21 protein-coding genes are annotated in these 21,899 nt (G+C 65.5%); 6 read left to right on the plus strand and 15 right to left on the minus strand.

All coding sequences use genetic code 11. The features are described from left to right. Window positions 1-80: 80 nt before the first annotated feature. The 6 genes from bluB to ABZ293_RS03065 all read right to left on the minus strand — a co-directional run bounded on the left by bluB (window position 81) and on the right by ABZ293_RS03065 (window position 6,965). The gene (gene bluB, locus ABZ293_RS03040; RefSeq protein ID WP_355177149.1) at window positions 81-716 is read right to left on the minus strand and encodes a 5,6-dimethylbenzimidazole synthase; all 636 of its coding nucleotides are present in this window, start codon (window positions 714-716) and stop codon (window positions 81-83) included. Window positions 717-872: 156 nt separating this feature from the next. Further along, a complete protein-coding gene (locus ABZ293_RS03045) occupies window positions 873-2,120 on the minus strand; it encodes a fatty acid desaturase (protein ID WP_355177009.1) in 1,248 nt (415 codons plus the stop codon). Window positions 2,121-2,214: 94 nt separating this feature from the next. After that, window positions 2,215-3,627: a fatty acid desaturase gene (locus ABZ293_RS03050; protein WP_355177010.1), complete on the minus strand. Its 1,413-nt coding sequence runs from the start codon at window positions 3,625-3,627 to the stop codon at window positions 2,215-2,217. Between the two features lie 79 nt (window positions 3,628-3,706). Next, window positions 3,707-4,864 (minus strand): ferredoxin reductase, encoded by a 1,158-nt coding sequence (locus ABZ293_RS03055; protein WP_355177011.1) that lies wholly within the window; start codon window positions 4,862-4,864, stop codon window positions 3,707-3,709. A gap of 117 nt (window positions 4,865-4,981) precedes the next feature. Beyond that, window positions 4,982-5,512: a hypothetical protein gene (locus tag ABZ293_RS03060; protein ID WP_355177150.1), complete on the minus strand. Its 531-nt coding sequence runs from the start codon at window positions 5,510-5,512 to the stop codon at window positions 4,982-4,984. Between the two features lie 40 nt (window positions 5,513-5,552). Further along, a complete protein-coding gene (locus ABZ293_RS03065; protein WP_355177012.1) occupies window positions 5,553-6,965 on the minus strand; it encodes a wax ester/triacylglycerol synthase family O-acyltransferase in 1,413 nt (470 codons plus the stop codon). Between the two features lie 661 nt (window positions 6,966-7,626). On the opposite strand from ABZ293_RS03065, the gene secA reads away from it, so the two are divergent. Next, a complete protein-coding gene (gene secA, locus ABZ293_RS03070) occupies window positions 7,627-10,470 on the plus strand; it encodes a preprotein translocase subunit SecA (RefSeq protein ID WP_355177013.1) in 2,844 nt (947 codons plus the stop codon). 62 nt (window positions 10,471-10,532) lie between these two features. Here the strand turns inward: secA and ABZ293_RS03075 are convergent, their stop codons facing one another. The 5 genes from ABZ293_RS03075 to ABZ293_RS03095 form a co-directional block, all read right to left on the minus strand. Further along, window positions 10,533-10,799, minus strand: a complete 267-nt coding sequence (locus tag ABZ293_RS03075) for a type II toxin-antitoxin system RelE/ParE family toxin (protein WP_355177014.1) — start codon at window positions 10,797-10,799, stop codon at window positions 10,533-10,535. Then, window positions 10,796-11,074: a type II toxin-antitoxin system Phd/YefM family antitoxin gene (locus ABZ293_RS03080; protein WP_355177015.1), complete on the minus strand. Its 279-nt coding sequence runs from the start codon at window positions 11,072-11,074 to the stop codon at window positions 10,796-10,798. The genes ABZ293_RS03075 and ABZ293_RS03080 overlap by 4 nt, the downstream gene beginning before the upstream one ends. 61 nt (window positions 11,075-11,135) lie before the next feature. Beyond that, entirely contained in the window at window positions 11,136-12,122 is a 987-nt protein-coding gene (gene rsgA / locus ABZ293_RS03085; protein ID WP_355177151.1) for a ribosome small subunit-dependent GTPase A, read from the minus strand. Next, window positions 12,119-13,429: a 3-phosphoshikimate 1-carboxyvinyltransferase gene (gene aroA / locus ABZ293_RS03090; protein ID WP_355177016.1), complete on the minus strand. Its 1,311-nt coding sequence runs from the start codon at window positions 13,427-13,429 to the stop codon at window positions 12,119-12,121. The genes rsgA and aroA overlap by 4 nt, the downstream gene beginning before the upstream one ends. A 71-nt stretch (window positions 13,430-13,500) precedes the next feature. Further along, window positions 13,501-15,009, minus strand: coding sequence for an aldehyde dehydrogenase family protein (locus ABZ293_RS03095; RefSeq protein WP_355177017.1), 1,509 nt, complete (start codon window positions 15,007-15,009; stop codon window positions 13,501-13,503). Between the two features lie 134 nt (window positions 15,010-15,143). Between ABZ293_RS03095 and ABZ293_RS03100 the strand changes: the two genes are divergently transcribed. Continuing rightward, window positions 15,144-15,935: an SOS response-associated peptidase gene (locus tag ABZ293_RS03100; protein WP_355177018.1), complete on the plus strand. Its 792-nt coding sequence runs from the start codon at window positions 15,144-15,146 to the stop codon at window positions 15,933-15,935. A gap of 24 nt (window positions 15,936-15,959) precedes the next feature. Here the strand turns inward: ABZ293_RS03100 and ABZ293_RS03105 are convergent, their stop codons facing one another. Continuing rightward, entirely contained in the window at window positions 15,960-16,304 is a 345-nt protein-coding gene (locus ABZ293_RS03105; RefSeq protein WP_355177019.1) for a hypothetical protein, read from the minus strand. An 83-nt stretch (window positions 16,305-16,387) separates the two neighbouring features. Continuing rightward, window positions 16,388-16,882 carry a Cys-tRNA(Pro) deacylase gene (gene ybaK, locus ABZ293_RS03110; RefSeq protein WP_354961570.1) on the minus strand — a complete coding sequence of 165 codons (495 nt, stop codon included), beginning with the start codon at window positions 16,880-16,882 and terminating at the stop codon, window positions 16,388-16,390. A 350-nt stretch (window positions 16,883-17,232) separates the two neighbouring features. Between ybaK and ABZ293_RS03115 the strand changes: the two genes are divergently transcribed. From ABZ293_RS03115 to ABZ293_RS03130, 4 genes are all read left to right on the plus strand, one after another. Then, window positions 17,233-17,856, plus strand: coding sequence for a sigma-70 family RNA polymerase sigma factor (locus ABZ293_RS03115; protein ID WP_245567342.1), 624 nt, complete (start codon window positions 17,233-17,235; stop codon window positions 17,854-17,856). Between the two features lie 20 nt (window positions 17,857-17,876). Further along, window positions 17,877-18,137 (plus strand): mycothiol system anti-sigma-R factor, encoded by a 261-nt coding sequence (gene rsrA, locus ABZ293_RS03120; protein WP_354961574.1) that lies wholly within the window; start codon window positions 17,877-17,879, stop codon window positions 18,135-18,137. Window positions 18,138-18,458: 321 nt separating this feature from the next. Then, the gene (locus ABZ293_RS03125; protein WP_354961571.1) at window positions 18,459-18,674 is read left to right on the plus strand and encodes a biotin/lipoyl-binding carrier protein; all 216 of its coding nucleotides are present in this window, start codon (window positions 18,459-18,461) and stop codon (window positions 18,672-18,674) included. A gap of 36 nt (window positions 18,675-18,710) precedes the next feature. Further along, window positions 18,711-20,225 (plus strand): histidine kinase N-terminal domain-containing protein, encoded by a 1,515-nt coding sequence (locus tag ABZ293_RS03130; protein ID WP_355177020.1) that lies wholly within the window; start codon window positions 18,711-18,713, stop codon window positions 20,223-20,225. 185 nt (window positions 20,226-20,410) lie between these two features. On the opposite strand, the gene ABZ293_RS03135 is transcribed toward ABZ293_RS03130, so the two are convergent. Both ABZ293_RS03135 and ABZ293_RS03140 read right to left on the minus strand, forming a co-directional pair. Beyond that, complete coding sequence (locus ABZ293_RS03135; RefSeq protein WP_011211115.1) at window positions 20,411-20,665, minus strand: WhiB family transcriptional regulator; 255 nt, start codon at window positions 20,663-20,665, stop codon at window positions 20,411-20,413. A gap of 251 nt (window positions 20,666-20,916) precedes the next feature. Further along, window positions 20,917-21,861, minus strand: a complete 945-nt coding sequence (locus ABZ293_RS03140) for a diacylglycerol kinase family protein (RefSeq protein WP_355177021.1) — start codon at window positions 21,859-21,861, stop codon at window positions 20,917-20,919. Between the last annotated feature and the right edge of the window lie 38 nt (window positions 21,862-21,899).

Raw genomic sequence — 21,899 nt, forward strand, 5'->3', positions numbered from 1 at the left:
ACTGTCGGGAACGCCCAAAACTCACTTGGCACTCGACGTCAGACCCGAACGCAACGGGCGTGGCACCCAACTTGTATGGCCTAAAGGCGCGGAGAGGCGGGTGAGTAGGTTTCTTGGTGAACGGCGTCGGTGAGGGGGCGGCCGGTGCGCCAGCCGAAGCGTTGGAGGTCGGGTATGGGCTGGAATTGGTGAACGGGGCCTATGCACAGCCAAGCGACGGGGCGGATGCCTTCGGGGAGGGCGACCAGGTCGGAAAGGAATTCGGTGTCGTAGAACGAGACCCAGCCGACGCCGATCTGCTCCGCGGTCGCGGCGAGCCAGAGGTTCTGAATGGCTAGAACCGCCGAGTAGATGCCGGTTTCGGGGACGGTGGCGCGGCCGAGGACCTGCGGGCCGCCCCGGTCGTGGTCGTAGGTGACCACGATGCCGGTGCCGCTCTCGGTAATGCCCTCGATCTTGATCGGTTCGAAGGTCGCCGCCCGCTCCGGCGCAAGTGCATCCCGGAATTCGATCCGCTTCTGCGCGACATGCTCCGCGAACTTCCGCAGCGTCGCACCCTCGCGCACCACCACAAAGTCCCACGGCTGCGAATTGCCGACACTGGGCGCGCGATGTGCGGCATCGAGTATCCGCCACAGCGTCGCATCATCGACGAGGTCACCGGTGAATTCGGCCCGCACATCCCGCCGCATCCGGATGGCCTCGTAAACGCTCAGATCTTCCGCACCCACGCCCATCAGTCAACCAGCCGCAACCCGCGCTCCCGTCGAGGCCCAGGGGATACTGTGAGCGCACTGGCCGCGAGCCGATATGTCCATCGAAAAACGAAGGCGCCCACGGACTTCCGTGGGCGCCTTCGTTGCGACTGCGCGTCAGCCGATCGGCACGGCCCGCCGCGCGATCCGGCGACGGCCCTGCTTCAGTGCCGTGCGCAGCCCGCGACGCTTACCGGTCACCGGGTCGAAGCTGGGGGCGGTGTCACCCGCGAACTTGCGCTCCGAGGCGGTTTCGGGGGCATCGTCGGTGGTCGCGCGCAGGTACTTGTTCGGCAGCGACAGCTTCAGAATGGTGCGCCAGGATTTGAAGTACTGCACCGGAAGCGAGCCGGTGGTGTAGGGCAGGTCGTATTTGTCGGCCAGCTGGCGCACCCGCACCGCGACCTCGGCGTAGCGGTTGCTCGGTAGGTCCGGGAACAGGTGGTGTTCGATCTGGTGGCTCAGGTTGCCGGTCATGAAGTGCATGAGCGGACCGCCGGAGATATTGGCGCTGCCCAGCATCTGGCGCAGATACCACTGGCCTTTGGATTCGCTGTCGATATCGGCCCTGGTGAACTTCTCCGCACCGTCCGGAAAGTGGCCGCAGAAGATCACCGCATTGGTCCAGACATTCCGGATGATATTGGCGGTGAGGTTCGCGGTGAGCGTCGAGACGAAGGCGGGCCCGGTCAGCAGCGGGAACAGCAGGTAGTCCTTGCCGATCTGCTTGCCGATCTTGACCAGCACTTCCTTGCGCTTGACCTCGAATTCGGCCCGCTCGGCGGAATCCGGCTGGTACCGGCCGACCTTGCCCAGCTCGAGATGCTGCACCGCGACGCCGAATTCGAAGAACATCTGCAGCAGCAGGTTGTAGACGGGGTTGCCGATATTGAACGGCTTCCAGCGCTGGTCGCGGGTGACGCGCAGCAGGCCGTAGCCGATGTCGTCGTCCATGCCGAGCACATTGGTGTACTTGTGGTGCAGGTAGTTGTGCGTGTGCTTCCAGTGCTTGGACGGGCCGGTGTTATCCCATTCCCAGGAGCTGGAGTGGACCTCGGGATCGTTCATCCAATCCCACTGCCCGTGCATGACGTTGTGCCCGATCTCCATGTTCTCGATGATCTTGGCGGCACTGAGCAGGGCGACACCGGTGAACCAGGCGGGCGGCAGGAAGCTGGCGAACAGCACCGCGCGGCCGCTGATCTCGAGCACGCGCTGTAGTCGGATGACATTGCGGATGTACCGCGCGTCACGAGCACCACGCGAGGCCTCGACATCACGGCGGATCGCGTCGAATTCCGCGCCTAGTGCCTCCACATCGGCCTCTGTGAGGTGCGCGTATTCCTTGACATCCGAGATCGCCATGGCGGTTACAGTACCGTAAGTTACGAGACCGTAGGTTGCGGGGACCATCTCCGAGATGTGGTAAATCCCCCATTGCAAATGGGAACGGCGGATGCTAACTCATTTTGCGGCGTCGGATCCGACGAATCGCCCGCTCACGCGCGGCTTTCCGCTGCAATGTCGCCTTTTCCTGACGTGCCTTCTCCTGCAGCGCCAGCTTCGCCTCGCGCAGCACTTCCTTCTCGTGCCGTGCCTTCTCCCGCAGCACCACCTTGGCCTCGGTCAGCGCCGAACGCAGCCCGCGGCGCTTACCGGTCTCCGGGTCGACGGGCAGCCAATGCGTCTCGTTCCATTTGTCGGCCCAGCGCTCGGCATTGGGCATCGCCGGCATCGAGATGCCGGCGAACTTGCGCTCCGAGGAGGTCTCCGGCGCATCATCGGCGGTGCGCTTGAGGAAGCGGTCCGGCAGCGCCAGCTTGTGGATGGTCCGGAAGGCGAGCAGATACTGCTTGCCGAGTGAGCCGGTGGTGTAGGGCAGGTCGTACTTATCGCACAGTTCGCGGACCCGGGCCGCGATCTCCGGATAGCGGTTGCTCGGCAGATCGGGGAACAGGTGATGTTCGATCTGGTAGCAGAGGTTGCCGCTCATGAAGGCCATGGCGGGCCCGGCCTTGAAGTTGGCGCTGCCGAGCATCTGACGCAGATACCATTCGCCGCTGGTCTCGCCCTCGAGCTGTTCGATGGTGAATTTCTCGGCGCCATCGGGGAAGTGGCCGCAGAAGATCACCGCATAGGCCCACAGGTTGCGCACCAGGTTGGCGGTCGCGTTCGCCTTGAGCGTCGACATGAAGGCGGGTCCGGTTAGCGCGGGGTAGAACACGAAGTCCTTGGCTACCTGGCGGGTGATCTTGCGGGCGAACTCCTTGTTCGGCTCCGACATCAGCTCCTTGGGCGGTACGCCGGACAGTTCCTTCTCGATGCTCCAGTCGTGCAGCGCGATACCCCATTCGAAGGTGGCTGCGAGCAGGATATTGGCCAGCGGCTGGACCAGGTGGATCGGCCGCCACTGCTCGTCGCGGGTCATCCGCAGGATGCCGAAGCCGAGGTCCTCGTCCTTGCCGAGCACATTGGTATAGGTGTGGTGGGAGTAGTTGTGCGCTCGGCGCCACTGCGCCGACGGCCCGGTCATATCCCACTCCCAGGTGCTGGAGTGGATCTCCGGATCGTTCATCCAGTCCCATTGCCCGTGGCTGATGTTGTGCCCGAGCTCCATATTCTCGATGATCTTGGCGACCGACAGCAGTGCCGTACCGGTCAGCCAGGCCCAGCGGTTGCGGCTGCCGAACAGCACCGCGCGTGCGAGCACCTCGAGGCCACGCTGTGCGGCGATGGTGCGCCGGATGTACTTCGCGTCACGCTCGCCGCGGGACAGCTCGACGGAGCGGCGAATGGAATCGAGTTCCTGCCCCAGTGTTTCGATGTCGCCCGCCGTGAGATGAGCGAACGCCTTGATATCGGTGATGGCCACCGGGGTCCTTTCACTGACTGGATGTACCTCGAGGGTACCTGCCGGATCCTCCCGGCGGGTGGGCTGAGTGCTAGCTGTCTCAGACGTCGAGCGTGCAGTCGCCCGCCGCGGCCGAGATACAGGTCTGCACCTTGTCGCCCTCGCGGCGCTCGTCACCGTTGCGCAGATCGCGGGTATGTCCGGAAGCCAGTGTCACGACACAGGTTTGGCAGATGCCCATCCGGCAGCCGAACGGCATCTGCACACCGGCGGCTTCGCCCGCCTCCAGCAGACTGGTCGCGCCGTCGACCTGCGCGGTGCGCCCGGTCCTGGCGAAGGTGACGGTGCCGCCCTCGCCGATGGCGGAGCGTTCGATCTCGAATCGCTCGATATTCAGGCGATCGCTCACGCCCGCCTCGCGCCAGTGCTGCTCGATCTCGTCCAACATGGCGGCCGGGCCGCAGGCCCAGGTCTGGCGCTGACGCCAATCCGGGAACCGATCATCGAGTGCGGTGAGGGAGAACCGGCCCTGTTCGTCGGTGAGGTGCAGGTGCGAGGAAAAGCTGGGGTGCCGGTCGTGCAGGTCGCGCAGTTCGGCGCCGAACATCACATCGTCGAGGCTGCGCGCGGAGTGCACATGCACCACATCGGTGACCACATCGCGGCGATCCAGCGCCCGCAGCATGGCCATGACCGGGGTGATACCGCTGCCCGCGGTCAGGAACAGCACCTTCTCCGGCGGCGGCGACGGCAGCACGAAACCGCCCTGCGGCGCGGCCAGCCGGACGATGGTGCCCGCGGCGACACCGCTGACAAGATGGCTCGACAGGAAGCCCTCCGGCATCGCCTTCACCGCGATCGAGATGGTGCGCTTGCCGCGGTGTTCCGGATCGGTCCAGTTCGGCGGGCAGGTCAGTGAGTACGAGCGCCAGTGCCAACGGCCGTCGACCAGGATGCCGATGCCGATGTACTGACCCGGTTCGTATTTCCAGTCGAAGCCCCAGCCCGGCCTGATGACCAGGGTGGCCGAATCGGCGGTTTCCTTGCGCACTTCGACAATTCGGCCGCGCAGCTCCCGCGCGGACCACAGCGGATTCGCCAGGTGCAGATAGTCGTCGGGCAGCAGTGGTGTGGTCACGCGGGCGACGGCGCCGCGCAATACGTTCAGCCGTCCGCCGCGCTCGGCGACCTCGGCCGCCGGAGCCTCCAGCCACTCCCGGACCGTGCGCACCGAGGATGCCGCTTTTTTCAAGACCATTGCCGCAGTTCGTCTCCCTGTCGTGCGGCCACCAGCGGAGCCGCCTCGCTGTCAGGTTACGGCATCGTAGGTTTGCGCGGGATGCGCAGGTGCTGGCTCACCGTGATTCGGCCCGGATCACAGCAATTCGAGCAGGAACGGCAGTTCCTGGGCGGCGTACCAGGCGAGCTGATGGTCCTCGGCGTCGCCGAGCACGAATTCGGCATCGGTATCGCCGAGATCGGCCGCGTCCACCACATCGACTGCCTTGGCCACCTCGGGTTCGGCCTCGGCCAGATCGACATGCACCGACGCGATCCGGTCGTAGCCGATCGGTCCGGCCAGCCGGACCACCGCGTCGTCGAGGTCGGGGCGCAGCTTCGCACCCGTCACATCGGCGGCGATGACCGCGCGCCGGTAGACCGGACTGTGGTAGGTGACGGGACCGCCGGCGTCCTCGGAATCGTCATCGTCGACGCGGTCCTCGGCCGCCTCCTCGCGCTCGGCGGCCAGTAGCCGCAGCGAGGCCCGCGCGGCCTCGGCCATCGCGACCTCGGCCAACTCGTCGTCGTCACCGGAGGCGTAGGCCTCGCGCAGGGTCGGGGTGACCGCGAAGGCGGTGCCGCCGACCGCGCGCAGTTCCCGGTTCGCGACGAGCTCACGCAGCATCGGGACGGTGGCGGGTATGTAGACCCGCAGAGTGTTCTGATCAGACGCAGGCACCGAGCATCTCCTCCATGGACTCGTGCACCGACGCGGCCAGCACGCCGATATCGGCCATCGCGTCGCGGTCGGCGTTGAGTCCGTAGAAGACGCGTCCGTCATAGGACGTGATCCCGATGCTCGAGGCCTGGTTGCGCAGCAGCGGCGACACCGGATACATCTCCAGCATCCGCGCGCCGCCGATATACATCGGGGTCTGCGGACCCGGTGCGTTGGTGATCACCAGATTGAACGTGTGCTCTGCGAACGTACTCGCCGCCCGCACACTCATTGCATGCAGGCTCGCCGGAGCGAACCCGGCCAGGTGCACCAGGGTGCGTGCCCGAACCCCGCGCCGGTGTTTGCTATTGGCCTCGGTGGCGTGGGAGATATGCGAGAGCCGCATCACCGGATTCGGTTCACCCACCGGCAGATCGATCAGGAACGAGGACACCTCGCTGACCGGTTTCAGCTGGTCGTCGATGCCCTCCACATAAACCGACATCGGCACCACCGCGCGCAGCACGGCCGATTCGGTGAGCGCCTCACCCCGTGAGAGCAGCCAGTTGCGCAGCGCGCCGGTGACGACGGCCAGGATCGCGTCGTTGATCGAGCAGTTGAAGCGCTTGCGGATCTTGCGGTAGTCCTCCAGATCCGTGCGCACCACGTCGAAGCGGCGATTGCGCGAGGTCTTGGCGTTCAGCGGGCTGTCGGGTGCGCCGATGGCCGCCGCGCGCACGGCCGAGACCACCGAGTCCACCGCCTTGCCTGCGGCCTCGACCACCGAGAACGCGTGTGCGCTGGCGTCGCGGGCGACCTCGAGCACCTCGCGCGGCTGCCCGGCCAAATGGGTGAGCGCGCCGACCAGCAGCTCCGCCTCATTGGGTTCGCGTGGCGCGACCCACGAGTCGTCGGCGATGTCGCGCGGGGAGGGGCTGTTGTCGAGGATCACGTGCCCGATCTCGAGCGCGGTATCCCCGTCGACGAGTGCCGAATGGGTCTTGGTGAAGATCGCGGACCGGCCCTCGGTGAGTCCCTCGATCAGATACATCTCCCACAGCGGGCGGCTCTGATCGAGCGGACGCGACGCCAGCCGGGCCACCAGATCGTGTAGCTGGGAGTCGCTACCCGGAGCGGGCAGTGCGGAGCGGCGGATGTGATAGGTGATATCGAATTGGCTGTCCTCGACCCAGACCGGACGGCCGAGCGCGAAGGGGATCTCGCGCACCTTTCTGCGGTAGCGGGGGACCAGGGAGAGCCTGCTCTCCACCAGGTCGACCAGCCGGTCGTAGTCCAGTGCCGGTTCCCCCTGTGTGGTGTCGCTACCTCGGACGATCGCGAGAGAGCCGATGTGGATCGGATTGCTACTCGACTCGAGCCGATAGAACGACGCGTCCTGCGGCGTCAATCTCGTGATCACGCTGCCCGGTGCTCCTTCCGATGTGGCTCCCACCCGAGCCGTCTGCATCGCCTATTGTGGTCGCCCACAACGGTCCGTTCTGCCTCCTGTGGCAAATCCAGCGATATCCGCGCACCCCTTACCCGAACCCGCGATCCGTGGGAGGGTTCATCGGTTCGGTTCCGGGGTACTCGATTCGACCACAGCGAGCGGGGGTACCGCGCGGGACATGCCCAAGAGCCGCGCTGCCCCTACGTCATCGCATGCCGTCCGACCTCAGCAAATGGGGTCGATACAGTCGGCACCACGGACGACATACATCGTATGACACCGACAGTGAAACAGGTTCGACTCCAATTCGATCGACCGAAGTTCGCATCGGTCTGCGCTATCGGAGACCGCGAGCTGCCATTTCCGGCCCGCTCCCGCGCGCGACAGACGGGTACGGTGAGAAGAAACGGCTGCCGCCTCGGTGGTAGCGGCGGGTGCGGCGCCGGGGCGCTGGTTACCGGCTGGCTCTTACGAGCGACCTGCAAGCAGTCGCTACGGAACTAGCATGGTGGCCGCATTACCATGAACGGTGCAGCGGATTCCGCCATGCTGGGCGGGGGCCCTGAGCACACTGCCCGACCCGGGTGACGGCCGAACATTTGACACACCGACCAGAGGACTGACGAGACCCGTGCCTGCGCTGACACTGACGAGGTTGCTACGGATTGGTGAGGGACGCACGGTCAAGCGGCTCGCCCACCTCGCGGACGAGGTCCTCGCGCTCGGGCCCGAGTACGAGCTGCTCACCGATGCCGAGCTGCGTGCCAAGACCGACGAGTTCAAGGAGCGCTACGCGGACGGCGAATCGCTGGACGATCTGCTCCTCGAGGCCTTCGCGGTGGCCCGTGAGGCGTCCTGGCGCGTGCTGAACCAGAAGCACTACAAGGTGCAGATCATGGGTGGCGCGGCGCTGCACCTCGGCAACATTTCCGAGATGAAGACCGGTGAGGGCAAGACCCTGACCTGTGTGCTGCCTGCCTACCTCAACGCCATCTCCGGCGACGGCGTGCACGTGGTCACGGTCAATGACTACCTGGCCAAGCGCGACGCGGAGTGGATGGGCCGTGTGCACCGCTTCCTCGGGCTCAGTGTCGGCGTGATCCTGTCCGGTATGACCCCGGCCGAGCGTCGCGAGTCCTACAACTCCGACATCACCTACGGCACGAACAACGAATTCGGCTTCGACTACCTGCGCGACAATATGACCCACTCGCTCGACGATCTGGTTCAGCGCGGGCACAACTTCGCCGTGGTCGACGAGGTCGACTCCATCCTCATCGACGAGGCCCGCACCCCGCTGATCATCTCGGGTCCGGCCGACGCCTCTTCGAAGTGGTACGCCGAATTCGCGCGCATCGCACCGCTGCTCAAGAAGGACCTGCACTACGAGGTCGATATCAAGAAGCGCACCATCGGCGTGCACGAGGCGGGCGTGGAGTACGTCGAGGATCAGCTCGGCATCGACAACCTCTATGAGGCCGCCAACTCGCCGCTGGTCAGCTACCTGAACAACGCCGTCAAGGCCAAGGAGCTCTACAACCGGGACAAGGACTACATCGTCCGCGACGGCGAGGTGATCATCGTCGACGAGTTCACCGGCCGCATCCTGGTCGGACGCCGCTACAACGAGGGCATGCACCAGGCGATCGAGGCCAAGGAAGGCGTCGAGATCCAGCCGGAGAACCAGACCCTGGCCACGATCACGCTGCAGAACTACTTCCGCCTCTACAACAAGCTCTCCGGTATGACCGGTACCGCCGAGACCGAGGCCGCCGAGCTGCACCAGATCTACAGCCTGGGCGTTGTGCCGATCCCGACCAATAGGCCGATGGTCCGCGCGGACCAGTCCGACCTGATCTACAAGACCGAAGAGGCCAAGTTCTCGGCCGTGGTCGACGATGTCGTCGAACGGCACGAAAAGGGTCAGCCGGTGCTGATCGGTACCACCAGCGTCGAGCGCTCGGAGTACCTGTCCAAGCAGTTCACCAAGCGCGGTATCGCGCACAACGTGCTCAACGCGAAGTTCCACGAGAAGGAAGCCGAGATCATCGCCGAGGCGGGCCGACCGGGTGCGGTCACCGTGGCGACGAATATGGCCGGTCGTGGTACCGACGTCGTGCTCGGCGGCAACCCGGACATCATCACCGACATCATCCTGCGCAAGGAGGGGCTGGATCCGGTGGAGACGCCGGAGGAGTACCAGGCTGCCTGGCTGCCGACGCTGGAGCGGGTCAAGGAGCAGACCGCTGAGGACGCCGACGCGGTGCGCGACGCCGGTGGCCTGTATGTGCTGGGCACCGAGCGGCACGAGTCGCGGCGCATCGACAACCAGCTGCGCGGTCGTTCCGGTCGTCAGGGTGACCCGGGTGAGTCCCGGTTCTACCTGTCGCTGGGTGATGAGCTGATGCGGCGCTTCAATGGCGCCGCGCTGGAAGCGATCATGACCAGGCTGAATCTGCCCGATGACGTGCCGATCGAGGCGAAGATGGTCTCCAAGGCCATCAAGAGCGCCCAGACCCAGGTCGAGCAGCAGAACTTCGAGATCCGCAAGAACGTGCTCAAGTACGACGAGGTGATGAACCAGCAGCGCACCGTCATCTACGGCGAGCGCAACCGGATCCTGCGCGGTGAGGATATGGAGGGCCAGGTACAGGAGATGATCACCGATGTGATCACCGCCTATGCCGATGGCGCCACCGCAGAGGGCTATGTCGAGGACTGGGATCTGGACAAGCTGTGGACGGCGCTGAAGACGCTGTACCCGGTGAGCCTGGACTACCGGGATCTGACCGGCGAGACCGGTGTCGGCGAGGCGGGCGACCTGACCAAGGACGAACTGGTCGATGCGCTGCTCGACGATGCACATGACGCCTACGACAAGCGTGAGCAGCAGATCGACGGTCTGGCGGGCGATGGTTCGATGCGCAATCTCGAACGCCAGGTACTGCTTTCCGTGCTGGACCGCAAGTGGCGCGAGCACCTCTACGAGATGGACTACCTCAAGGAGGGCATCGGCCTGCGTGCCATGGCGCAGCGCGATCCGCTGGTCGAGTACCAGCGCGAGGGCTTCGACATGTTCGCCGCGATGCTCGAGGGTCTGAAGGAGGAGTCGGTCGGCTTCCTGTTCAACCTGCAGGTCGAGGTGCAGCAGCCGCAGCCGGAGGGCGTTTCGGTCGACCAGGGCCTGCGTTCCCCGGTCGGCGCGATGTCCGCGCCGCGTCCGCTGCCCACCCAGGAAGCCGCTCCCATGGCCAACGGGGCTCCGGCGGCATTGCGCGCCAAGGGCATCGACGAACGCGGCTCGCGCGGCTTCAGCTACTCGGGCCCGGACGAGGGCGGGCACGCCGCCGTGCACGACGACGCCGAGGAGTACGGCGACGGCGAATTCGGTGGTGGCACCCGCCGCGAACGCCGCGAGGCCGCCCGCGCCGAATCGAAGGGGAAGCGCGCACCGAAGTCGCGTCGTCGGCACTGATTTCGAATGACGAACGCGCCCATGAACATTCATGGGCGCGTTCATCAGCTCCGCCCCTGCGTCTAGCGCTCGTAGATATCGCGACGGTGTCCGGCGGTAACTACGAGGATGGTCAGCTTGCCGTCATCGACCTCGTAAACCAAGCGGTAGTTGCCAACTCGTAGCCGGAATCCTGGTCGGCCGGCAAGAGCTCGGACATCCACCCCATCGCGTCGGTATGGGTCGTCGCCCAGCAGCGTGAGCGCGATCAATAAGCGCATGGCATCGGGATGCGGAATATTTCGCAATACACGACGAGCGGCTGGGGTCCAACAGAATTCGTATTTCACGCGGCACCGTTATGTCCGGCGCCGAGGATGTCATCCATCATCTGGCCGAGGGTGATATTTTCCGGTTCACCACCTTCGGCGAGCGCTTCGTCGGCCATGCGTCCGAGCTGCTCGTCTTCCCACTCTTCGAGCTTTGCGAGCATGAACAGCGGGATGACCGCGGCTGCGGGTTCCCCGGCACGCGTAATGACGGTCACATGCCCGTCCTGAACCGCGGCGTTGACGACGGCAGGGAGCTGGGCTCGGGCCTCACGAATGCTGAGCTGGTCTTCCATATTGTGAGTGTACACCGCAATGTGTACACCACTCGGCTCGCCTGCCTCGGCGGCGGCCGGGTTACCAGAGATCGTTGGAGTTCAGGGCGGTCAGCAGAAGCCGGATGGCCGCAACGCGACGTTCCTTGCCGGGCAATGCATCCAATGCGCATTCCGGATCCGTGGGCGGACCGAGGTGGGTACAGCCGCGCGGACAGTCCTCGATGGCGGCGGCCAGATCGGTGAAGGCGGCGATGACATCGTCTGGGGTGATATGGGCCAGGCCGAAGGAGCGGACACCGGGCGTGTCGATGACCCAGCCGCCCCCGGGGAGTGGCAGGGCGACGGATTGGGTCGAGGTGTGCTTGCCCTTGCCAACGCCGGAGACCTCGCCGACGGCTCGATCCGCATCGGGGACAAGGCGATTGACCAGTGTCGACTTGCCGACGCCGGAGTGGCCGATGAAGGCGGTGAGACGGTCGGTGAGCAGCTCGAGGACCGGTTCGAGTGGGTCGTCGATGCCGCCGTAGATAATGGTGAGATCGAGATCGTCGAAGGCGGCGGCGAATTCGGATTCGGCCGCTAGATCGTGTTTGGTGAGACACAGAATCGGTTGCAGCCCACCGGCATATGCGGCGACCATGGCCCGTTCGACGAATCCGGTGCGCGGCGGCGGGTCGGCGAGGGCGACGACGATGAAGAGTTGTTCGGCATTGCCGACGACGATCCGTTCGAAGGGATCGGTGTCATCGGCGGTGCGGCGCAATACCGTTCGGCGTTCGGCGACGCGGACGATGCGCGCGAGCGTATCGGGTCTTCCGGAGAGATCGCCGACCACATCGACCTGGTCGCCGACGACGATCGGGGTGCGGCCGAGTTCCCTGGCCCGCATGGCGACGATCAGCTTGTCCGGATCGCCGTCGAGCACACAACCCCAACGGCCGCGGTCCACCGAAACGACCATGGCCGATTCCGCATCATTGTGCTGCGGACGGGTTTTCGTGCGTGGACGCGACGATCTGCCCGGGCGTACCCGGACATCCGATTCGTCGTACTCGCGTTTTCTCAGCGGGCCGCTCCCTGATTCGAGAGCGTCGGATCGAGCATCTGCTCCCACAGGCCGACGAATCCGGGCAGCGTCTTGGCCGTGGTGCCGATATCCTCGATCGCCACACCCGGCACCTTCAGTCCGAGAATCGCACCGGCGGTTGCCATTCGGTGGTCGGCGTAGGAATGCCAGTTGCCGCCGTGCAGCGGGGCCGGGGTGATCTCCAGTCCGTCCTCGGTCTCGGTGACATTGCCGCCGAGCCGGTTGATCTCGGTGGAAAGGGCCGCGAGCCGATCGGTCTCGTGCCCGCGCAGGTGCGCAATGCCGCGCAGCCGGGACGGCGAATCCGCAAGTGCCGCAAGGGTGGCCACGGTCGGGGTCAGCTCGCCCACATCGTGCAGATCGATGTCGATACCGGCGAGCCGTTCCGGGCCGCGCACGGTCAGCAGGCCGTCGAAGCGGGTCACCTCGGCGCCCATGCGCACCAGGATCTCCCGGATCACGTCACCGGGCTGGGTGGTCAGCCGCGGCCAATGCGGAATGCGGACCTCGCCGCCGGTGATGGCGGCCGCCGCGAGGAAGGGCGTGGCATTGGACAGATCCGGCTCCACATCCCAGTTCACCGCGCGGATCGGGCCGGGTGCGACGGTCCAGGTCTGAGCCTTGCGGCTATCGATGGGTGCCTCGACGGCGACCTCGGCGCGCCGCAACATCTCCACCGTCATCTCGATATGCGGCATGGAGGGCAATGCCTTGCCGTCGTGGTGCACCACGATGCCCTCGTCGAAGCGGGCCGCCGACAACAGCAGACCGGAGACGAACTGCGACGATCCGGAGGCATCGATGGTGACCGCGCCGCCGCGCAGGGCACCCTCGCCATGCACGGTGAACGGCAGTGCGTTGCCCTCGATATCCGCGCCGATCCGACGCAGTGCGTCCAGGATGGTGGCCAGCGGGCGGACCCGGGCCTGCTCGTCACCGTCGAAGGCGACATCGCCGGTGGCCAGGGCCGCGACCGGCGGCAGGAACCGCATGACGGTGCCCGCCAACCCGCAGTCGACGGTGCCGCCGTGCAGCGGCGCTGGCGTCACGGTCAGTGTGTCCCCGTCGCCTTCGATCCGTGCACCCAATGCCCGCAGCGCGCCGATCATGAGTTCGGTATCGCGGCTGCGCAGCGCGCCGGAGATGGTCGAAGGGCCCTCGGCGAGCGAGGCCAGGATCAAGGCCCGGTTCGTGATCGATTTCGATCCGGGCAGGGTCACGGTCGCGTGCACGGGTACATCGACATGGGGCGCTGGCCAGAAACTCACCCGTCCATCTTCGCCCATCGCGAACCTGGACACACGGACTGGGCTGTGTTTGATGCCAGCGCCTTCGGCGATGCGGCCCCAGGGCACACCTACTTGTGGCGTCCGTGCAGGATGGGGACCAGGCGGCGCAGGAGTTTCATCGTGGACTTGGTCCGCGAGTAGCTGAGCAGCGCCATGCCGGGAATCGCGAAGCGCTGCACCGCGATCGAATGCGGACGGGCGAATTCGCGCAGGCCCGGCTCGCCGTGGATGCGGCCGATACCGGAATCGCCGACGCCGCCGAAGGGCAGGCCCGCGATGGCGGCGAAGGCGAGCACGGAGTTCACCGAGGTGGCGCCGACGCGCAGTCGACGGGCGATATCCAGGCCGTTCTTCTTCGAGTAGACCGCCGAGGACAGGCCGTACTTGGACTTGTTCGCCAGCTCGACCGCCTCGTCGACGCTGTCCACCGTCCGGATGGTGACGGTCGGGCCGAAGGTCTCCTCGGCGACCGCCTCGGAGCTCTCGTCCACATCGACGAGCACGACCGGCTCGATGAACGGTCCCTTGACCGACTCCGGCCCGCCGAGCACCGCGGTGCCACCGCTCTTCAGCGCATCGTCGATATGGCGGCGCACGATATCGATCTGGCTGGGCATGGTCATCGGTCCGTAGGCGGCATCGGAGCCCGAGCCCGGCTTGATGTCGATCAGGATGCGCTTGACCTCGGCCACGAAGTCATCGCGAACCGAGCGATCCACGTACACCCGCTCCACTCCGGCGCAGGTCTGGCCGCTATTGGCGGTGGCGCCCCAGGCGACCGCGTCGGCGGCGGCCTTGATATCGGCATCGCCCGCGACGATCACCGCGTCCTTGCCGCCGCATTCCAGCAGTATCGGGGTCAGTGATTCGGCGGCCGCGGCCATGATCTTCTTACCGGTCGCGGTCGAACCGGTGAACGCGATCTTGTCCACGCCGGACTTGACCAGCTCGGCGCCGGTCGCGCCGTAGCCGTTGATGGTTTCGAAGATCCCTTCCGGCAGCTCCGGATTGGCCTTCTTGAACGCGTCGGAGAGGAAATTGCCGATACTGGTGGAGAATTCGCTCGGCTTGAAGACCACGGCGTTGCCCGCGGCGAGCGCGTAGGCAATGGAGCCGTTCGGGGTGTAGACCGGATAGTTCCACGGGCCGATCACGCCGATGACGCCGAGCGGGCGCTGCTCCAGCCGGGCCGAGAAGTTCGCCATGAACGCCCCGGGCGCGATCTTCTTGGGCGCGAGAACTTTCTTGGCATTCTTGGCCGCCCAGGCGATGTGCTCGAGTGCGAGCAGCAACTCCAGGAACGCGTCGTCGAGCGGTTTGCCGTTCTCCCGGTGGATCAGCGCGGTGAATTCCTCGGAGTCCGCGACCAGCTGGCTCGACCAGCGCAGCAGATGTTTGCGCCGCTCATCGAAGCCCAGTCCATCCCAGGTCGCGGCGGCACTGCGGGCCTTGGCGACGGCCGCGCGCACCGCGTCGGCATCGGCGATGGTGTGCGTGCCGATCACCTCTCCGGTGGCCGGATCGACCGATTTCAGCGCCGTCTCCGGTGCCGCTGGGGTGGTCTCGATGGTTGTCACGGTGGGTCTCTCCTCTTGCCGAGATAAGTTAACGGCCATTCCCTTGAGATGATGCTATGTCACAACTCTCACCAGGTCACCACCTACAATCAATTCTTCCCGAGTCTGTCGGCACCTAGTGGAAGTATCGAGATATGTGTGGCAGATACGCGACAACTACCGATCCCGGTCGGCTCGCCGTCGAGCTCGATGCCATCGACGAGACTCCTACCGGCAACGGCGGCGGGTTCACCAACTACAACGTCGCGCCGACCACCCAGGTGCTCACTGTGGTCGAGCGGCACGAACACGGCCATCCGGACGATGCGGCCAAGCTGCGCATCCGGCGGATGCGCTGGGGCCTGATCCCGGTGTGGACCAAGGCCGCTGAACCCGGGGTGCCGGTGAAGGGGAAGCCGCTGTTCAACGCCCGCGCCGATAAGGCCACGACCACGGCGTCGTTCCGAGATGCGGTGAAATACCGCCGCTGCCTGGTGCCGATGGACGGCTGGTACGAGTGGCTGGTCGAACCGGATGCCGCAGCCAAGGGCAAGGTCGCCAAACATCCCTATTTCATGGCGAATGCCGATGGATCGCGGCTGTATATGGCCGGGCTGTGGTCGGTATGGCGGGACCGCTCGCTGCAGGCGAGCGAACCGCTGCTGTCCTGCACCATCCTGACCACCGACGCCGTCGGCGAGCTCACCCACATCCATGACCGGATGCCGCTGCCGATGCCGCGCGAGCAGTGGGCTGCCTGGCTGGATCCGGACCATCCGGCACCGGCCGCGCTGCTCGAGACGCCGAGCGTCGAGTCGGTGGCGGGCATTGTGGCGCGTCCGGTTTCGTCGCTGGTCAACAGCGTGCGCAATAACGGCCCGGAGTTGCTGGCGCCCTTGGACATTCAGGCGGGTACGGAAAAGGCCGGGCAGATCAGCTTGCTGTGATCGCCCGGCCCACCGTTCATCGACTCAGAGCTGGCACTTCACGCTGTTCGTCACGATATTGAGCGCGCACTTGACGATATTGCCGGCCAGGACGGCCATACCGCCGGCCATGTCGATGACCTTGCTAGCGACCCCACCGCCCAGCTTCTCGGCCTTGTCGGCCCGCTCATCCTTCTTCGGGGGGCCGTCCTTCTTCGGTGCGTCGTCAACGACATGCTCGTTGAACGGGAAGTCGTTGACGTCGATCACCAGGGGACCGCCCGGTGTGGCGGTGGCCGTCGGCGCGGACAGCGCGGCCGGGCCGAGGGCGAGTAAGAGAACTCCGAACAGGGTGACGATCACGGTGCACAATCGCTGGCGCGCGGACATTTCGCATCCCATCCTCGAGTCGGACGATCTTGGCCCGTTCAGTAACGCACAAATGTTGCTGGCTCGGTGCTGCTTTATTCCGTTTATCCCGATATGACCGGTGCGGTGACCGCGTCGGTGAGTCGGACCAGATCCGCTGGCGCCAATTCGATCTCCAATCCGCGCCGTCCCGCACTGCACAACATGCGGTCCCAGGCCAGCGCCGAGGCATCGACGACGGTCGGTAGCAGCTTGCGCTGGCCGAGCGGGGAGATGCCGCCGAGCACGTAACCGGTGATTCGCTCGGCCTTCGCCTTATCTGCCATCGCTGCCTTGGGCGCGCCGAGCGCGGCGGCGGCCGCCTTGAGCGACAAGGTATTCGGCACCGGCAGCACCGCGACCGCGAGTGCGCCGGTCGACAATTCGAGCACCAGCGTCTTGAAGATCTGCGCCGCCGTCACGCCGACCTCGGCGGCGAGGGCGTCGACGGCCTCCGCGCCATAGGATTCGGCGCGCGGATCGTGTTTGTAGCTGTGCACGCGATGGGCGACACCGGCCTTGGCCAGGGTGCGGATCGCCGGGGTCGAGGCTCCTGCCATGCGGTCACCCTAGCGGCGCGGTAACCCCGTTCGGCAAACCGTTTTCGGTGCGCAGAGTTCGCTGTGGGAACACAGTCGGGCACCCGCATGTTGCATGCGAATACAGAAACCCCGAACAGCAGTACGACGTGAAGGAGAGGTCGGTGCCCGTTCTGCTCGAAGAGCGCCCGGTGGCGTCAGCTGTGCTGGATATGCGACACATTCGGCCCCCGGCGTCAGCGCGCTCCGCTGCCGCCTTCGGGCACGTCGATGGTGCCGCGGGGGACGCTCGGTTCCCACTCGATCCGACCGCGCCTGTAGATTTGGCAGGTACGGCGATCGAAGGGATTGGTGTGACGAGCGACGATGACGTGGTGACCGACGGTGCGGTCGGCGCCGCGGTCGACGATACCGAGCTGGTGCAGCGGTTCGAGCGCGATGCGCTCCCGTTGCTCGACCAGCTCTACGGTGCCGCGCTGCGCATGACCCGGAATCCGGCCGATGCCGAGGATCTGGTTCAGGAAACCTACGTCAAGGCGTTCCAGGGCTTCAAATCCTTCAAAGAGGGCACCAATCTGCGTGCCTGGCTCTACCGGATCCTGACCAACACCTACATCAACTCCTACCGCAAGAAGCAGCGCCAGCCCGCGCAGTACCCGACCGACGAGATCACCGACTGGCAGCTCGCGGCCACCGCCGAGCACACCTCGACCGGCCTGCGTTCGGCCGAGGTCGAGGCGCTGGACGCGCTGCCCGACGATGACATCAAGGCCGCGCTGCAGGAGCTGCCGGAGGAGTTCCGGATGGCGGTTTACTACGCCGATGTCGAGGGCTTCCCGTACAAGGAAATCGCCGACATCATGGGCACTCCCATCGGTACGGTGATGTCCCGGCTGCATCGCGGCCGCAAGCAGCTCAAGGGTTTGCTCGCCGATGTGGCGCGCGAACGTGGATTCAACCGCAACGGCGCGGAACGCCAGGAGGTCAAGCAGTGAGTACAGAGCGTGACCCCGATATGGAGTTGGACTGCACGGCGGTACTGGCCGATGTCTGGCTGTTGCTCGATAACGAGTGCGACCAGGCCACGCGCGAGCGGCTGCAGCACCACATGGAGCACTGCTCGCCGTGCATCGAGGCCTACGGCATCGAGGAGAAGATCAAGAGCCTGCTGAGTCGCAAATGCGGTGGCGACCGGGCACCGGATACGCTGCGCGATCGGCTGAGCGTGGAGATCCGTCGTTCCGTCACGGTGACGCGAGTCGAGACCACCGAGTAGTCCCTCCTGGTTGTGCTCATCGCCCTGGACACAGAAACAGCTCCGCGACACAAAAAACACCGAGCGCCACGTTCTTCCTGGTGGAAGTTGCTGGCCCTCGGTGTTTTTCGTATTCGTTACGGCTCAGGCGTTAGGACGCTTGCCGTGGTTGGCTGCGCTTCCCTTGCGGCTGCGCTTCTTACGACCACGCTTACCCATCGGTAGTCTCCCTTCTGCGGATCACCCCCGCGTCCGCGGGGAGCACTCTGATCGAAGGTCATTGTTCCATGTGTGGTTGGCTGTACCTTCAGCGGATACAAGCGAACCAACGGATGGGGTGTCATGGCTGAGGAAGTGCTCTCGGAGCTGGTGTCGGTTGTGCAGGAGATCGTCGTTGCCGAGGGTGACGAGGTGCGTGAGGGTGACACGCTGGTGATCCTCGAGTCGATGAAGATGGAGATCCCGGTGCTGGCCGAGAGCGATGGCACGGTGACCTCGATCGGCGTCAAAGCGGGCGACGCGATCAAGGCCGGGCACCTAATCGCTGTCATCTCTTAGTATCTGGAGCGAGTATCTAGAGCGGGTAGACCGAATATGGCGACACTGAGTGAGCTGCTGGCCGAACACACCGACCTGCCCGGTGTCGCTGTTGACCATCTGCAGCGGGTGGTCGGAGATTGGCAACTGCTCGCCGATCTGTCCTTCGCGGATCTGCTGCTGTGGGTCGGCGCTGGCCCCATTGCCGACGGCGCGGATATCGTCTGCGTCGCGCAGTGCCGCCCGACGACGGCGCCCACTGTTCATCCCGAGGACCGGGTGGGTGGCATCGCCTCGCAGGCCGATCACCCGCAGGTTTTCGATGCGCTGATGACCGGCAGGATCGTGCGTGCGGATAGCGAGGTCGAGGCCCAGGGCGTCTACCATCCGCATCCGGTGCACGCGATCCGTGAGGCCATTCCGGTGCGCTGCGGTGACGATGTGATCGCCGTGCTCAGCCGCGATACCGATCTGCAGCGTTCGCGGGTGCGCAGCGCGCTGGAGGTCGCCTATGTGGCCTGTGCCGACGATCTGTGTCAGATGATCGCCGACGGCACCTTCCCGACCACCGAGGACCGCGCCGCGACACATTCCAGCCCGCGCGCTGGCGACGGCTTCATCCGCCTCGATACCGATGGCATCGTCGTCTACGCCAGTCCGAATGCGCTGTCCGCGTACCACCGGATGGGGCTGCAGTCCGATCTTGCGGGCCAGGATCTGGCCGTCACCACTCGCTCGCTGATCACCGATCCGTTCGACGCGCAGGAGGTCGTCGGGGATATCCAGGCCGCGCTGGCCGGACGCACCGGACGCCGGATGGAGGTCGAGGCGCGCGGTGCCACCGTGCTGCTGCGCACCCTGGTGCTGCGCCCGCACGGCGAACTGGCGGGGGCGGCGGTGCTGGTCCGTGACGTCACCGAGGTCAAGCGCCGCGATCGCGCGCTGCTCAGCAAGGACGCGACCATCCGGGAGATCCACCACCGGGTGAAGAACAATCTGCAGACCGTCGCCGCGCTGCTGCGGCTGCAGGCGCGGCGCACCGAGAACGAGGAGGCGCAGGTCGCGCTGACCGAATCGGTGCGCAGAGTCACCTCCATCGCCTCGGTACACGAGATGCTGTCGATGTCGGTGGACGAAGAGGTCGATCTCGACGAGGTCGTGGACCGGCTGCTGCCGATCATGGCCGATGTGGCGACCGTGCACACCGCCCGAATCAAAGTGCGCCGTGCAGGTTCGCTCGGCGTCTTCTCCGCCGAACGCGCCACCCCGCTGGTGATGGTGCTGACCGAATTGGTGCAGAACGCCATCGAGCACGCCTTCGATTCCGGCGAAAACGGCACTGTGACAATCCGTTCCGAGCGTTCGGCACGCTGGCTGGACGTGATCATCAGTGACGACGGTCGCGGCCTGCCGCCGGGTTTCAGCCTGGAATCCTCCGACCGCCTCGGCCTGCAGATCGTGCGCACCCTGGTGACCGCCGAACTCGGCGGCTCCATCGGTTTACACCCTGGCGCCGATATCGGTACCGACGCGGTGTTGCGCGTCCCTCTGGGGCGCCGCTCGGGGCGCTGAGACAATCACGAACTTGGCGGCAATCACGAACTTGGCTGGTAGCCAATAGGATTCAGATTCCACCAGGAGGCCGCGCCGCGGGCGCGGCAAATCGGATACGGGCACAAAATAGCCCGGCACCTTGGTGCCGGGCTTGACTGCGTTACCGGGCCGGGCTGGAAGGTCCGGTAACGCTTGTCGTCCTACTAGACGACGGTGCGGGTCCGCGTGCGAGCGTTGCGACGCTTGAGCGCGCGACGCTCGTCCTCGCTCATTCCACCCCACACGCCCGCATCCTGCCCGGACTTCAGGGCCCAGGACAGGCAATCGGCGGTAACGGGGCAGCGAGCGCAGACCAGCTTGGCATCGGCAATCTGCGCGAGCGCAGGACCGCTGTTACCCACCGGGAAGAACAGCTCGGGGTCCTCGTCGCGACAGATGGCCTTGTGGCGCCAGTCCATTCCTCTGCTCCTTTGCTGGGCGCCGCAAAGGGCGCCGATGGTTTGTGGATCGTTCACTTGTGCGACTCGAATGTTTCCGCACGGTTGCTTGTGAATGCTTTCACGAACACCGTAGATGTCAATAGGTATCTGGTGCACCGTGGGGAAGCTCACGCTCTCAAAGTCCCCCTACGGGGAACCTGCCCGGTCCTTTGTACTCGCTCTACCTGGTTTTCGCAGCACAACACCCGGATTTTTCGCGCGTTTCGCGCTCATTCCGGACGCGGAGCGACGACCTCGAGCACGTTCGGCACAGCTGTGAAATCCACCATGTTGCGTTTTCCGATAAAGTCGCCATCGATTTGCAAACCGATGGGTTCGCTGGCCACGATTCGCACCGTCGGTACATCGTCCTCGCGAAAGAGGTTGCGGGACTTGGGATTTCCGCCGGTAGCCAACAGCTGGCGGGCGAGCAGCAGGGTGGAGATCACCGACATCGACCGCACGGCAAACACGCCGAGACCCGTTTCGAAGGCCGTGCCCGGGTTGGTGTGCACCGGTGTGTCGTTCAGATAGGTCCACGGAGTCGCGTTCGTCACGAAGGCGTAATGGACGCCCTCGACGGGTTCGTATCCCGGAATCTCGAGCCGAACGGTCGGTTCCTTACCCTTCGCTTTGAAGAATTGTCGCACGGTTGTTCGAACATAGCGCGCGGGGGTGGCCGCATGACCATTGGCGCGACTGTTGTCGATCGCCTCGCACACGTCGGCGTCGAGGCCGACGCCCGCGCTGAAGCCGAACCAGCGGTCATCGGCCAGTCCGAGGCCGATTTTGCGGTCGCGGTCGAGAGTGAGCAGATCGATGAGCTGGTTGGTCGCGGTCACCGGATCCGGGGAGATGCCCAGTGCCCGCGCGAATACATTCGCCGAGCCGCCGGGGATCACGCCGAGCCGTGGCAGCCAGGCCTGTCCGTCGTTCAGTTCGGGTAGCGGCAGGAAACCGTTGATGGTCTCGTTGACCGTCCCATCGCCGCCGTGTACCACGATCAGGTCCATCTCGTTGGTCGATGCCCACTGCGCCAATTCCGCCGCGTGGCCGCGATGCTGGGTATGCGCGACGGTCAGCTGTGTCCGGCTCTCCAACGCGTGCGCGAGCAGATCCCGAGTCGCTGGTGTAGTCGAGGTGGCATTCGGGTTCACGATCAGCAGCGTCCGCACCTTCGGAAGCCTAATCGGCTGCCGGCCCGGTCCGAAAA

Source organism: Nocardia sp. NPDC005998 (assembly GCF_040614395.1).
In the GTDB taxonomy this organism is placed as follows: domain Bacteria; phylum Actinomycetota; class Actinomycetes; order Mycobacteriales; family Mycobacteriaceae; genus Nocardia.